The organism is Paenibacillus sp. D9 (genome assembly GCF_001188365.1).
Lineage (GTDB): Bacteria > Bacillota > Bacilli > Paenibacillales > Paenibacillaceae > Paenibacillus_O > Paenibacillus_O humicus.
Genome location: NZ_JZEJ01000001.1, coordinates 1,720,098 through 1,734,497 on the forward strand (window position 1 = coordinate 1,720,098; position 14,400 = coordinate 1,734,497).

General features: G+C 58.2%; 8 protein-coding genes and 1 pseudogene. 4 read left to right on the top strand and 5 right to left on the bottom strand.

Translation table 11 applies throughout. The features are described 5' to 3' along the window. Positions 1-173: 173 nt before the first annotated feature. From VE23_RS07985 to VE23_RS08000, 4 genes are all read right to left on the bottom strand, one after another. A complete protein-coding gene (locus VE23_RS07985; RefSeq protein WP_049867717.1) occupies positions 174-6,413 on the bottom strand; it encodes an S-layer homology domain-containing protein in 6,240 nt (2,079 codons plus the stop codon). Between the two features lie 115 nt (positions 6,414-6,528). Further along, positions 6,529-7,371 (bottom strand): sugar ABC transporter permease, encoded by an 843-nt coding sequence (locus tag VE23_RS07990; RefSeq protein WP_049867718.1) that lies wholly within the window; start codon positions 7,369-7,371, stop codon positions 6,529-6,531. After that, positions 7,371-8,660, bottom strand: coding sequence for a sugar ABC transporter permease (locus VE23_RS07995; protein WP_048745255.1), 1,290 nt, complete (start codon positions 8,658-8,660; stop codon positions 7,371-7,373). The genes VE23_RS07990 and VE23_RS07995 overlap by 1 nt, the downstream gene beginning before the upstream one ends. Before the next feature lie 191 nt (positions 8,661-8,851). Beyond that, complete coding sequence (locus VE23_RS08000) at positions 8,852-10,195, bottom strand: extracellular solute-binding protein (protein WP_049867719.1); 1,344 nt, start codon at positions 10,193-10,195, stop codon at positions 8,852-8,854. A 398-nt stretch (positions 10,196-10,593) separates the two neighbouring features. Between VE23_RS08000 and VE23_RS27830 the strand changes: the two genes are divergently transcribed. Next, positions 10,594-10,857 (top strand): helix-turn-helix transcriptional regulator, encoded by a 264-nt coding sequence (locus VE23_RS27830; RefSeq protein ID WP_442950547.1) that lies wholly within the window; start codon positions 10,594-10,596, stop codon positions 10,855-10,857. Between the two features lie 24 nt (positions 10,858-10,881). On the opposite strand, the gene VE23_RS08005 is transcribed toward VE23_RS27830, so the two are convergent. After that, positions 10,882-11,766: a helix-turn-helix domain-containing protein gene (locus VE23_RS08005; protein ID WP_049867720.1), complete on the bottom strand. Its 885-nt coding sequence runs from the start codon at positions 11,764-11,766 to the stop codon at positions 10,882-10,884. A 174-nt stretch (positions 11,767-11,940) separates the two neighbouring features. On the opposite strand from VE23_RS08005, the gene VE23_RS08010 reads away from it, so the two are divergent. The 3 genes and pseudogenes from VE23_RS08010 to VE23_RS08020 form a co-directional block, all read left to right on the top strand. Then, the gene (locus VE23_RS08010; protein WP_232316828.1) at positions 11,941-12,825 is read left to right on the top strand and encodes a sugar phosphate isomerase/epimerase; all 885 of its coding nucleotides are present in this window, start codon (positions 11,941-11,943) and stop codon (positions 12,823-12,825) included. Next, a complete protein-coding gene (locus tag VE23_RS08015; RefSeq protein ID WP_049867722.1) occupies positions 12,822-13,652 on the top strand; it encodes a phytanoyl-CoA dioxygenase family protein in 831 nt (276 codons plus the stop codon). Before VE23_RS08010 ends, VE23_RS08015 begins: the two co-directional genes overlap by 4 nt. 405 nt (positions 13,653-14,057) lie before the next feature. Then, positions 14,058-14,362: pseudogene (locus VE23_RS08020) on the top strand (transposase); the annotation flags it as partial. Positions 14,363-14,400: the final 38 nt, after the last annotated feature.

Consider the following 14,400-nt stretch of genomic DNA (forward strand, 5'->3'; position numbering starts at 1 on the left):
GGCTCGCGCCCTTGGTAGCGATAGTATACGCCAATCAGGCGGAGCTTGCCATATGAAGCTGGAGGGAAGAGAGGGAAATGTTTGCTGGGGATCGGATATCGGCTGCAATGCGCGAAAAAACGCCGCACAGGAACCTGTGCGGCGCAAATGAATGCCCTTATATCGCTCGGTGGTCAGCTGCCGATAAACCCTGCATCCGACAAGAGACGTCCCAGCAGCGCAGCCGCTTCGGCGCGGGTGACCGGCGCCAGCGGATGGAAGGCTCCATCCGGCATTCCGCGCAGCATTCCTCTTGCGGCCAGGGCGGTTATGGAATCCGCCGCCCACGGACTGATCTTCGCCGCATCGGTGAAGACGGCAGCTTGAGCTTGAGAAGCCGGATCCGTGGTGTTATGCGGCTGGCCGCCTGCGGCGAAGAGAATGGCGCGGTTCAGAATGACAGCCATCTCCTGGCGGGTGACGGAAGCTACCGGCCGGAAGCTACCGTCCAAGCCGCCCTGCATGATGCCGGCCGAACGGACGGCGGCTGCCGCGGCTGTCCAGGCGGAGCCCGGCTTGCCGTCTGTCCAGCTCTGGCCTTCGGCTTCTCCGCCCGCCAGCAGATCCAGTCCCAATGCGCGGCTGATCAGCGCTGCGAAGTCAGCTCTCGAAACGGCTTGCCCCGGAGCGTACCGCTCAGCGGAAATGCCGTTCAGGATTCCAGCCGCAGAAAGCCGTTCGATATCCGCCGACGCCCAGCTGCCCGCCGTGTCGCGGAAAGACTTGGACGGAAGCGCGGCTGTACCGAAGCTGCCTGTTCCCAGCGTACGGATACGGACGATCGTCCCGTCCGCGCCCTTCGCGAACGATGCCGGAACGGCTCGGACGGAGCCGTCCGCCGTCCGCAGCAAGCCTGCGTTCGGGGCAGGCTTGCTGCCGCCGCCCGCCGGGAATTCGAGATCGACATAGCCGATTCCGCCCGTCAGCGCCGCGGAGCGCCCGCCTTGCTCCATGCTCAGGCTCCAGGCTGCCGTTCCCGCGAAGGCATTGCCGTTCAAGGCCGATGCCCGCAATTTCATCGCGGCGAAGGCCTGCTGATCCGCTGCGCCCAGCTCGATCCGGATGACGGCTCCAGCCGTATCCGCCTGGCCCCGCATGGCGGCCAGCTTGGCGGCTGCCGATGCCGGGATCGTGATCGACGAGCTCCCGGCTTGAAGCGTAATCGTTCCAAGCGGCATGGCTTCGGCATAAGCCAGGAAGGCGTTCAGCGGCAGCTCCGCCGCCCGTCCGCCGCCCGCAACAGCGGACGATTCCAGCTGCACGGAAGGCACTTTGGCCGCAGCCGCCTTGGCCAGCGCTTCCTGATTGGAAGCAGGCGAACCCGCCCCAGGCGTCGGCGTTGCCGTTCCTGTCGGCGAAGGCGTCGGCGTTGCCGTGCTTGTCGATGCCGGCGTCGGTGTTGCCGCGCCTGTCGGTGCCGGCGTCGGCGTTGCCGCGCCTGTCGGTGCCGGCGTCGGCGACGCCGTGCTTGTCGGCGTCGGCGTTGGCGAACCCGTTCCCGGATCCGGCTGGCTGTCCCAGGTCAAGCCTTCGCCGGTATGGTATCCGTCCACCGGCAGCACGGCCGCCGGCGGCGCCTGCTCCGTCAGCGCCAGCTGGAACGCGCTGCCGGAAGCGTTGAAGAACGGTCCGACCTTGGCGCCTCGGAGCTGCAGCTGATCCAGCTGGACGGAGCCGCTGATGCCGCTGCCCGCGTGAATGCCCCAAGTGCCCATTCCGTCCAGCACCAGATTGCGGATGAGAATGCGATGCTGGCCGCTGGCGTTGAACGGATACGCGCCGTTGATGTACAGCCCCTGGAATGTGCTGTCCAGAACGGTATTATCGAGAAGATCGATATCGGCATCGATCGGCTTGTCGCCGGTGAACAGCCAGATCGCGCCGAAGTCCTGGTTCCAGTTGAACTCATGGCCGCCGGCACGGATCAGCGTATTGCGCTCCACGACCGTCCTGCCGCCGAAGGCGACAGGATTGAAGCGCGTCGACACCGCGATGCCGGCGCCGAATCCGACCGTATCGGACAGGATGTTGTCCTGCACCTTGTTGTCGCTGCCGCCGAATATGGCGACATTGTCCGCCAGCCATGGAAGCTGGACGGTGTTGAAGCGGATCGTGTTGCCCGAAGCCCGCGCGTCGTCCGCGCTTACTCCGTCCGGCTGCGACGACCAGATCGCGATGGAGTCGTCGCCCGTATTGCGGATCGCATTCTGCTCCGCCATGGAGTTGGCGGTTCCCGTCGAGAAGTTGATGCCGTCCGCATACGTATCCCGGATGCGCATGCCTGCGGCGTACAGGCCGTCGGTCGCGATGCCGCCGTCTTCGTCGTCGCTGCGGACCGACCAGATGCCGGCTTTGGCATGCTCGACCCATACGCCTTGAATTGTGGAGCCTTTGCCGAACGTTCCGTCAAAAGCCGCCTCGCGCAGCTCGTCATGCCGTCCGGTCACGCCGACGTCGATCTTGAGATCGTACACGCCGATTCCGTCTCCCGTGCCCATGAAGCCTGCGCCTTCGATGGTCGTATGCCACATGCCCGCGCCGCGGATTGCGATTCCCTGCACCTCCAGCGGCGAATCGAGCCGGAACATGCCCTGCGGCACCCAGACTCCCTTTCCCGCCGCCTTGGCGGCCTTGACGGCATCCAGAAACGCGGTGTAGTCGCTCTTGCCGTCGTTCGGCGCTGCGCCGAAGTCCGTCACGGAGAGAAATCCTTCCGGCATGGCGTATGCAGCCGGGGCCAGCTCCAGATCCGCCGAATCGAGAACATAATGCGCGGCTGCGTCGGAAGCCTGCTTTTCCAGCCTCAGGACGCTACCCGCCGGCAGCGTGCGCCCGAAGTCCAGCTGCGTCTCGTCGTAAAAACGGTGAGGATCTCCGTCCTCGGGATTGTTGGACCATGGATACTTGCCGTATACCCAGGCGTGGCGGCTGGAAAGCTCCAGCTTGCCGCCCGGGGTTCCGTCCACCGAATAGCTCAGCGTCGCCTGCTGGCCGCTGCCGTCCGCGCTGTCCGGAATGCTGTAGCGCAAGGACATGTAGCTCGCCGGTTCCGCAAGCTTGAATTCCACGTACTGGCCGGAAGCATCCAGCTTGACGGCCTTTCTGCCGGACGCTTCGGAAGCAAGCGTCATGTACGTCCGGTCTGGACCGAGCACCGTGCCGGTCGTCGTTCCGTCTTCGGCTTCATAGGTCGTATATGGAAGAGTCGCTCCGCGATAATCGCGGCTGACCGCGCCATGAACGAGCAGCCGGTCCACCAGCAGGCCGCCCGCGTCGTCCCCGGACTTGCGCAGCTCCACGGAATTGTAGCCTGCCCGCAGCTTCAGCTTCGCCGGTATTGTCCTCCACATTCCATTGCCAGCGCCGGCGGCCGCACCCAGCTTGCCTTGCGGCAGGCCGTTGACATAGAGAGACAGACTGCCTGCATCCCCGCCCGCCAGCACCCCGGCGGTCCAATCCGCTTCATACAGGCCTGCGGCCTGCGCTTGAACGGACAGGATCAGGCGGTCGGCAGCATCCTTCCAGCCGGATACATACCCGCGGCCGGCATAACCGGGCGCATCGGCATGAATGCCCGCTCCACCGGAGACAAAGCCTTTTTCCGCTTCATAAACGACATCGCCTGCGGCTTCAAGCAGCTTCCAGCGGCCTGAACCGCCCGCCGTGTCACGCTCGGCAAGCGCCGCATGGCCGGAAGCGGCTGACAGCACGCGGCTGCCGCCCGGCTCCGCCAGAATGAGCAAGCCGGACTGCTTATCCTGCGTCCACTCGGCTGCCGGGCCCGCCTCTCCCGCCGAGACAGTGCTTCCGTCACCGTCACGCAGCAGGTAGCTGCCGGTGGCTTCATTCCGGAGCAGCAGCCGCCCGTTCCGGTCTTCCATTCTCCAAAGCGCGCTCTTGCTGCGGGCATCTCCGCCGGACAGCGCCAACTCATCGCCGTTCATCGCCAGGAGCGAGCCGGCGGCCGAGTTTTGCAGCCGGTACAATCCCGAATGCGGCGCCGACGGCGTCATGCCGCTGCCGACCGTATCCTGGACCGCCGGGATGTATCCTCCCTCGGGCGCTTCCGCCGCAACCCATTGGACGGCTCCGTTGTCGATGGAGCGCAGATCCAGCTGGGCATAGCCGAGTCCGTCCGCAATCTGCGCGTATTCATCCTCATGGCCCTCGGCGAGGCTGCGCAGCAGAACCGCTCCGGCGGCCGGCGCGCTTTCGAGCGCCCATGCCGCATTCGATCCCGATCCGACTGCAGGAACGGTGCCGAGATAGCTCACGCCCGGCAGCCAGGAGAGCTCGCGGCCGGTGGCTTCATTGACGATCGATACGCCTCCTTCGGCCCTTTCCTTCACCGACCAATGCGAGCGCAGGTCCTTGGCATCCAGATTGCCGTAAAGCACGACGCCGCCGGCATTCTCGTAGAGAGCCGCTCCTCCGGACTTGCTCGTCAAGCGGATCGCCCCGTCGGGCAGCTGTGCCGGAGCGCCGCCTCCCGTGCCGGTCTCGCTTGCCTTCACCGGAATGAATTCCCATTTCGGGCTGCCCCAATCCCGGTTCACCGGGCTGTACTCCGCCGCCTTGAGCTTATGCTCGACGTTCAGATAGCCGGATGCTTCGGCTGGGCGGGTGTCCCCCGCGCTGCGGATCAGCTTGAACCCCTGATGATCCAGGACAGTCCATGCCGCCGAATCCATGTCGCCTTCCGGGTCCGCTACCCGCACCGATTCGCGAGAATCCGGCTTCAAGCCGCTCAGCGTGACGTAATGGCCGGTCGCCCGGTTCACGATATGCTGCACGCCGTCCTTCGTCTCGATCAGCCAGTGCGCGCTCTCGTCGCCAGGCTGGACGTTGCCGTAAGCCAGCTTGCCGTCCTTCTCGAACAGATAGAGCTGCAGCCAGTCGTTGCGGATCTTCACATAGGCAGTCAGCTCCTCGGCCGGACCTTCAGGCGCGGGAGCCTTCACCAGCCAGCGGGCGCTCCCCCAGGAAGGCTGCGCCCAGTTGTTGCCATGCGCATAGCCGTCCTGGCTCTGCACGTTCAGATACGCATCTCCATCGGAAGCGGCCTGGAAGGTGGACTGTCCGGACTGGACATCGCCGCTGCCGTCTCTGCCCGGAGCTTGAATCCAGCTCGTCAGCAGCGGATCCGCCGCTTGCGGCGCGGCCGCAGCAAGCGCGGCTCCGCCCTTCAGCTCCGTCTGCTGCATGTAACGGCCCGTCTGCACGTTGCGCAGCCGCACGGCCGTTCCAAAGTCTTCCACGATCCATTGGGAGGAAGCATCCGAATAGTCCGGAGCGCCGTAAGCGATCAGACCGTCCTGTTCCTGCAAAAAGCTTCCCTTCCAGCTGTCCTGGAGCCGCTTGGCCGCGGAATCGGCCGCCGGCTCCAGCCTCCAGGAGGAGCTGCCCCAGCCCGGCTGCGCCCAGTCGCTGATCTGCGCATAACCGGTCTGGCTCTGGACATGAAGCAGGTAAGAGGATTTCTCGCTGCTCGCAATCGTATAAAGCCCGGCGGCGCCTCCCTGCTCCTGAATGGAGAAATCGCCGGCCGTCGAGGCATCCGGCAAGTCCGAGCTTTTGACAGGATCGTTGAGACGATCTCCATCGTTGCCCGAACGGTTCAGCACATGGCCGGTCGCCCGGTTCACGAATCTTTTCGATCCCGGCGTCACGCCGTCCACGACGAACCACTGCGAAGAAGCGTCGTTCAGCTCCGGCGTGCCGTATTTCGCCTGACCGGCTTCCTCATAGAGGACTTTCCCCTTCCAGCCGTCGACCAGCCGAACCGGCTCCAGGTCATGCCCCGGCTCTACCTGCCACAACGCCGAGCCCCACCCCGGCTGCGCCCAATCGCTCACCTGCGCATAACCGTTCAGCACCTGGATGTTGACGAGCTGCTTCGGGCTGCCGGGTATGGACAGATTGACATATCCGGGCTTGCCGGCTGCTTCCGTCACCTCCCATTGGGCCGAAGCCGCGTCGCTGCCGAGAGCGGAGCTCTTGAGATTGTCATGCGGATCCGATGCCAGCTCCCGGTTCAGCAAATGGCCGGTCGCCCGGTTCACGAGCAGCTGCGCGCCTCCTGCGCCGCTCTTGATTTCCCACTGGGAGGCCGGGTCGTTCACCGCCGTGAAGCCGTAGCGGACTTGTCCCTCCGCTTCGTACAGATAAACGCCTTTCCATTCATTTTTCAGCCGAACGTAGACGGAATTGGAACCATAAACCGAATCCGTTGCGGATGCGGCCGCCTCATATCCGGAATCCTTTGCTGCCAGGTTCAGGTCCGCTTCCGCCGCGCGCGCTCCGGAAGCCATCGCCGGCAGGAACAGCAGCAAGCTCAGAAGCGCGGCCGTAAGCCGCTTGAATCGGAATGCCATGTCATATCCCCTTTCGTCATGATTGCGCTTTCTTGCCCCTGCAAAAGAAAAGCCGCCCAATCATGTCCAAGACAATCAAGAGTGCAGCTTTTCTTTCGTTGCCCGTTCGGAGAACTCAGCCCTTCGTCGCTCCGTCCGCGAGGCCGGAGATGAGGAAGCGCTGCAGCAGCAGGAACACGGTGGCGATCGGCACGGCGATCAGAATCGTGCCCGCCGCGAAGATCGTGAAGTTGTTGGAGAACTTGTCGTTGATGAAGTTGTACAGCCCGAGCGCCAACGTGTACTTCTCCGGCGAGCGGAGGATGATGCGCGGCGTCAGGAAGTCCATGAACGGCGCCATGAAGGTGAACAGTCCGACGACAGCCAGGATCGGCGCCGTCAGCGGCATCAGAATCCGGAAGAATACGGTCAGATGGCCCGCCCCGTCCATCGTCGCCGATTCGTCGAGATCCCGCGGAATCGTATCGAGATAGCCTTTGACCAGGAACACGTTCATCGGCAGGCCGCCGACGGCATAGATCAGGATCAGGCCGGTGAACGTGTCCAGCAGGTTCACCAGGTTCAGCAGCAGGTAGATCGCCACCATGCCCATGAGCACCGGGAACATCTGGAGCAGCAGGAACGTGTAGATGCCGTACTTTCGGCCCGTGAAGCGGAAGCGCGAGAACACGTACGCCAGCAGCGAGACCATCGTCACGGAAGCGACGGCGTTGCATACGGCCACGATGATCGTATTTTTGTACCAGAGGCCGTAATCGCTCTGCGGATCCGTGAACAGCCACCGGTAATGCTCCAGCGACAGATTGTCCGGAATCAGCTTGGCGCTGTAGAGGCTTGTGCCCGGATTCAGCGAGATGCTGACCGCCCATAGGAGCGGATACAGAATAACGGCGAACATGATTAGAACAACGAGATAGATGCCGGATACTTCCAGCTTGGATCTTAGCGTGCGTCCCATCAATATCCCTCCTCACGGAATGACCGCGTCTTCCGGAACTGATAGAACGCGAATGCCGCGACGATAAGGCCCATGATGATGCTGATGGCGGCGGCCATTTTGTAGTTGTTGTCGGTGAAGGTCAGGTTGTACACCCAGGAGATGAGAATGTCGGTCGCTCCCGCGCTTTGGCCCGGCACCGCCGGTCCTCCCTTGTTGAACAGGAAGATGATATTGAAGTTGTTGAAGTTGAATGAATACTGCATGATGAGCAGCGGCGCCGTGGCGAACAGAATATGCGGCAGCGTGATGAAGCGGAACTTCTGCCAGCGGCTGCCTCCATCCACTTCGGCGGCCTCGTACCAGTCCTTGGAAATGCTCTGCAGCACGCCTGTGAACAGCGTGAACACGTACGGGAAGCCGAGCCAGATCTGGATCAGGATGATCGCGACGCGGGCCCAGGCCGGGTCCGTCAGCCATGGAACCATCAGGCCGAACTTGCTCATGATCTGCATGTTGATCGCTCCGAAGGTATCGTTGAACATGGCGGCGAACACGAGCGCGGTCATGAAGGAAGGAACCGCCCAGGGCAGGATGAAGATCGTGCGGATCAGTTTTTTGAAGCGCACGCGATTGTCATTGACGAGCACGGCGAGCAGCATCGCCAGTCCGATCTGCAGCGAGGTCGCGACCAGCGTCCAGACGACCGTCCAGGTGACGACGGAGACGAGGCTTTGCGTCCAGATCGGGTTGGTGAACAGCTCCTTGAAGTTGATCCAGCCCACCCAGTCCAGCAGCTTCGCCGGCGGGGAATTGTACAGGCTGTAGTTCGTGAACGCGAGCGCGACCATGAACAGCAGCGGGAAAATGACGACCATCGCCAGCAGGATGAAGCTGGGGACAACGACGAAGTACGGGAAGCCTTTGTCGTAGCTGTCATGGAAAGCCTGCCTTACGGATGGAATGCGCTCGCCGTCCTGGCGGCGGACCGCATCCCGGTAAGCATCCTTGATATTGAACGCATAGCTGAACAGAAGCACGATCGCAAGCAGCACGGAGAGAATTCCCTCCGTCAGCAGCGTTCGGGAATCATCTTGATTCGGATCGTCGCCCAGCGTGATGAGCCCTTCGATGCCGTGCACCGTCCATGCGCCGATCGATGCCGCGAGCGACAGCGCCAGCATAAGGAACAGCACGCCCTTGATGAAGCGGCGGTTGTACAGCTGGCCCAGGCCTGGAATGATGGACAGCGCGGCTGCCGCAGACGGAGAAGGCAGGGGACCGGCCTTCGGTTGCAATGCTTTTTGCATGGTTCCTTCACCTTCCAATCCTTGCTCTTTATATAGGGGTCCGCCCAAAATAGCGGAGTCGATTCAAAAGGAAAAGCCCGGGGGCCGCGCCGGTGAGCGCCAGCCCGCGGGCATCGTGATGTTGCAATCCCGCCGTGCCTTGACGGCCGGCGATGATTTCGTGTGGAACAGGATCCGATGGCGCAGGCTTTTTATTTGCCGGACATCGCCATCTTGTCCTGGACTTGCTTCACAGCGTCATCCAGCGATTTCTGCACATCCTTGCCTTCGGAAGCGAATTGGAGCGCGTTTTTCATCGGATCCCATACATAATCAAGCTCAGGAACCGTCGGGAACGGCTGGCCGAATTGGACCTGCTCCGTAAAGCCTTTGACGAGCGGATCGCTGGTCAGCGCGGCATCGTTCAGAACCGCGGTTACCGGCGGAACCTGGCCGGTCTTTTTGTAGTATTCCAGCGCGTTTTCCTGATTGGTGATGAATGCCGCCAGATCGGAAGCCCATTCCGGAGATTTGGAGAACTTGGAGAGCATCCAGCCCTTCACGCCGATGAAGGAGGTCGGGTGCTTGCCGTTTTCCAGCGTCGGGAGCGGAGCTACCGCCAGGTCGTCGCCGAGCTGCTTCTTGTAATCCGTAATCGCCCAAGGTCCGTTGATGACCGCGCCGACTTTGCCGGATCCGAACAGGCCGCCGACGATGTCGCCGTTGACGCCTTTAGGCAGATAGCCTTTTTTGAACCAATCCTGGATCAGCTGAACGCCTTTGACGGCGCCTTCCTTGTTGAGGCCGATGTCGTTGACATCGTAGCCGCCTGCGTCGGTCTGCTTGAAGATGTAGCCGTCGTTGCCGCCCATGAACGCCCAAGCGTAGTAGAAGTTGATGCCTTCGAACAGGAAGCCGTACGTCTGCTTTTTGGCATCCGTCTGTTCCTGAGCCAGCTTCTCCAGATCGGCGATCGTCGCCGGCGCCGTAGGCACGAGCTTTTTGTTGTAGAACAGCGCGTACGTTTCCGTTACGAACGGCAGGCCGTAGAGCTGGCCGTCCTGGCTGAGCGCCTTGAGCGCTTCCGGCGTGTAGGAGTCGAGCACGGCCTGCTCGGCCTTGACCGGCTGCACGAGGCCTTTGAGCACCAGGTTGCCGATGCCCGGCTGGTAGAACAGGTCCGGACCTTTCCCGGCAGGACCGTCCAGCGAGAGAATCTGCTGCTGGTCGTTCATTTTGACCGGCTTGACGTTGACCTTGATGCCGGTTTTCTCCGTGTATTTCTTCGTAATATCCGTAATCGTGGCCACGCTGTCGGCGTTGTCGTCCGGCCAGATCGTAAGCTCGGCCGGCTTCTCCGGCATGTTGCCGGCATCGGCGCCTGCGTTGTCGGCTGCGCCTGCGTTCGCCGCTGTGTCGGCAGCCGGCTCCGTTGCCGCGCCCGTATTTGCGGCACCTGCATTGTTTTCCGCATTGTTGCTGCTGCCGCATGCCGTAAGCCCCGTCAGCGCGATGGCCATAACCAGCGCCGCCGCAGCGGTTTTTTGCTTCTTCATCTCTGTATCCTCCCCGGTTCTAGTCGGTTGGTTTCGCTTGCTGATGTCATTGTAGGACTTTAGGGGGAGGCCCAACTACCAATGTAATGACATCAAACGCCAAGATTGTGACCTTGTAAAAGGATGGGTTTAAATTGAGACATCGGAGCGATAGCGAAAGCGAGTTGCAGCTTAACTCATTTAATGGCCGCTTAAGAAAAAAGGCTGTAACCCGGGGTTACAGCCCTTTTCCAAACTCTATTTGGGGATCAGGAATATCGAATAATTAACTTTGGGCAATGCGTACCCATAGGATCTTGTTCAAACATAAGCGTGAGCTTAATGAGCGAAATCAAAAGGTATATAAACTGAAGGGGGTCATCTCGTATATTCATGAGCATTAGTAGAACAAGATATGGATTCATACGCTAAGCCAATTAGCCGGGTATAGCGACTATCATTTTATCCGCTTCTTCAAACCATATACCGGTTTTACTTGTATACAATATATCAATAGAATTCGGTTAGAAGCAGCATCTCGTATGCTAACTCACACCGACCTGTCCGTGACAGCGATAGCGATGGAGTGCGGCTATGACAATGTTTCCTATTTTATCCGTACGTTCAAGAAACTTCACAAGGCGTCTCCTGACAAATACAGAAAAGCTATGAACCAATTATGAATCCCATCCTACCGTTTCAGTAAATCATTCTTTCTTGCAATCGTTGCGAAATTGACCTGGAGCGATGCCAAGCTTCTTCTTAAACGTCTTTGAGAAGTGATGGATATCGGAAAATCCGCAATAATCCGCTACCTGCTGCTGGGTCAATTTGGTATTTTGCAGCAGCTCGCAAGCATGGTTGATTCTCATCTCCAGCAAATATTGATGTGGCGTCATTCCATACTGCTGCTTGAACAAGTCATGAAAGCGGGAATGGGATAAATTCGCGCGCCTAGCCATATCCGCTACGCTTAAGGGTTCATTAAGATGAAAGGAGAAATAGGATGTAATCCAGTTCAGCGTCTGCGGCGAGGTCCGCTGCGACTGTTTCCTCTCCAGCACGTCCTCCATAAGCATAATGACCAGCTCGGTAAGTCCTGCCTGTGCCTTCAACTGCATAAGCGGGTCGCGATCCTGCCAGAACTCCACTACTTGCAGAAACGTATCGCGAAACCTGGTGCTGTTTTTTGGCTTTAGCTTGACCGGAACTTCAACCTGCAGCATTTCATCAAGCCTTGGCTGCATGAGATGCAGATAGGCGCTCAATTCCACTTGACCGGCGCGCGTGGGAAAGCTTTGCTCCCGGTCAGCAGCGTAAAACACATCAAAATGCGCAAAGGGCGTTACCGTATTCACAATTCCCTCCAGATCATTCAGGCTGTTGGGTTGAATAAAACAAAACTCCCCCTTATGAAATTCATACAAAGTCCTGTCTACCCTGAAGTTGCATGTCCCCTCCTGAACATAAATCAGCAAATAATCGAGCAGCCGCCTCTCCGGCATGCTCCATGGTTTTCGCACAGCGTAATCACATTCTCTGATATAAGGCACAATCGGATGTTTATTCAAATACTCCTGTAAAATTTGCATCAATATCCTCCTGATTCTGCTCGTGTTTTACGAATACTATATCAGACCAGCATGTGCAACACAGTAGGTTTTGACAAAAACAGTTGAATCTTAGACAAAGCCAAACGTATGGCCGTTAATTACAATAAGGCTACATCAAATCATTAGCTCTGGAGGGAGAGATGAACGATTTCGTTGAAAAGAGCGAGCAATGGCGCTTCAACTAAGCCTTGCATGGAGCTGCATCAGGCCATGTGGTCCATGAAGCTGTATGGCGACAACGGCAAGGAATGGTCACTCGAGCAGAAATTTGACGAAATGGCCAACGCCGGCTTTACCGGTATTTTTGGAAGCTTGCCCGAGCGTGAAGATGAGGCTCTGTGGCGCAGGCTGATGCAGAAGCACCCATTCAGCTTCGGACTGGAGACCTTTCCATCGAGCGGGCTACAGCTTAAAGAAGCCTTGCTGAAAGCCCAGGATTACAATGTCATGTATGTTAATGCACAGGTAAAAGATTCATTTACCATCAACAGAGAAGCCGTCGATTTAATCAAGGAGCTTTACGAGACAGCCGCACATTTTAACGTACCTTTTTTCATAGAAACGCATCGCGGCCGAATTACACAAGATTTGCTGCGTACAACAGAGTATGTGAGAGCAGTTCCTGAAATGGCCTTAACGATCGATCTATCCCACTATATACTTGCCGGTGAAATGAACAGCTTCGAGCTTGCTGAACCTTACTTCGCCGAGCTGCTGATGCGAACCGGATCGATTCATGGACGTGTAACGAATGGGCAGCAAATTCAAATTCACTTGGAAGAACAAGCCGAGCATCCGATCGTTGAGCATTTCCGGCGCTGGTGGAAAGCAGGCATGAGAAATTGGCTCACCCAAGCACAGCCGGGAGACGTGCTGCCCTTTGTGTGCGAGATTGGGCACCACTACTCGATCACACCTCAATTCTTGCCATCATCCCATTCGTCTGAGGAACTCTCGGATCGCTGGCAGCAATCGAAACTGCTGAAAAAATGGGCAGAGCAATTATGGATGGACCTACAAAAGGAGGAACAAGGATGAACGAAAACATTTCAGCATTGCCGGAAATGAGTGATGCTTATTCGTTATCAAGCGGGCAAATAGAGGGTTATCAGGAGAATGGACATATTTTCTTAAAACAGGTTGCCAAGCCCGATGAAGTGAGCGTGTACGAGGAAATCATCACCGATTGGGTAATGAAGCTCAACTATCATGATAAACCGGTATCGGAACGTGATACATATGGAAAAGCGTTTATTCAAATCGGCAATGTCTGGGAAAAAAGCGAGGCGGTCAAACGATTTGTCATGGCTAGACGGTTTGCCAAAATCGCAGCGGAGTTAATGGACGTGGACGGAGTCCGCATCTATCATGATCAGGCGCTCTTCAAGGAGCCTGGCGGCGGGCACACTCCATGGCATCAGGATCAAATTTATTGGCCGCTGGATACCGACAATACCATTACGATGTGGATGCCGCTTGTGCCCATCCCGCAAGAGGTCGGCACCATGACCTTTGCTTCCGGTACGCACAAGCTGGGTTACGTGAGCAAGCAGGAGATTTCCGACGAATCCCATAAGACGTTAGGACAGTTCATTGAAGCCAAGCAAATCCCGCAAGTGAACTACGGCGGAATGTCCGCAGGCGACGCGACCTTTCATGCCGGATGGACGATGCATTCAGCCCCTGGAAACCCGACGGATCATATGCGCAAGGTTATGACCGTTATCTATATTGCCGACGGCGTTCGTATCGCCGAGCCGGACAGCAAAGCAAGGATGAGCGATATGCATCATTGGTTTCCGGGATGCCAGCCGGGCGAACTTGCAGCAAGCGCGCTTAATCCGCTTGTTTATAAAAAGTCGTAATCAAGCAGCTTCGTCATCCGTGTTGCCGTTTTGCCTGTGGACAGGCAACTCTTCAGGAGATAGCAGGTACGCTTGGCGTGGTTGATGCACAGTAAAATCTCGGCGTAATGCTGAAAAGGCATGTCTTCATGCCCGCTTTGCCGAGAAACGTGCTCAGCATCACCACAAGCTTTAAGAAGACGTTTTGTACGATATCATCCGCCATTTCGGCTTTTTCTGCGATCTTCGATAACGGCTCGAGGACTGCTGCCGGGTATAGAGGTAAACACAAAGGAACGGAGCATCTGCGCTCGGTTTCTTTATATGCGTACATGGTTAACTATTAGACTAGCCGATCCAGCGGTCATTTACAGAGCCAACGGCTAAGCTAACGTTCCCCGTTGGTTCAATGAGCACAGCATGAATTTCCTTGCTGATCTCAAAACCGTATACAACGCGCTGGACCGTGAGCTTGCCCTGGCTGCTTTTGATCGTTTGAAGGACAAGCGGCAAAAGCGCTACCCAAAGGAAATCGTGTCGCGGGAAAACCAGCTGGATACGCTGCTGACGTTCTATTCGTATTCGCCTGAGATGCAGCTGGCCATCTACACGTCCAACCCGATCAAACGTATGAACAAAGTGATCCGCAAACGTCTCCAGCCGATGAACAGCCTTACGAACATCGAGGCGGTGGAGAAGATCTGTACCTAACGGCGAGCGAGTACGACGAGTACGACGATTATGACGAGTATAACGAGTACGTAAGACG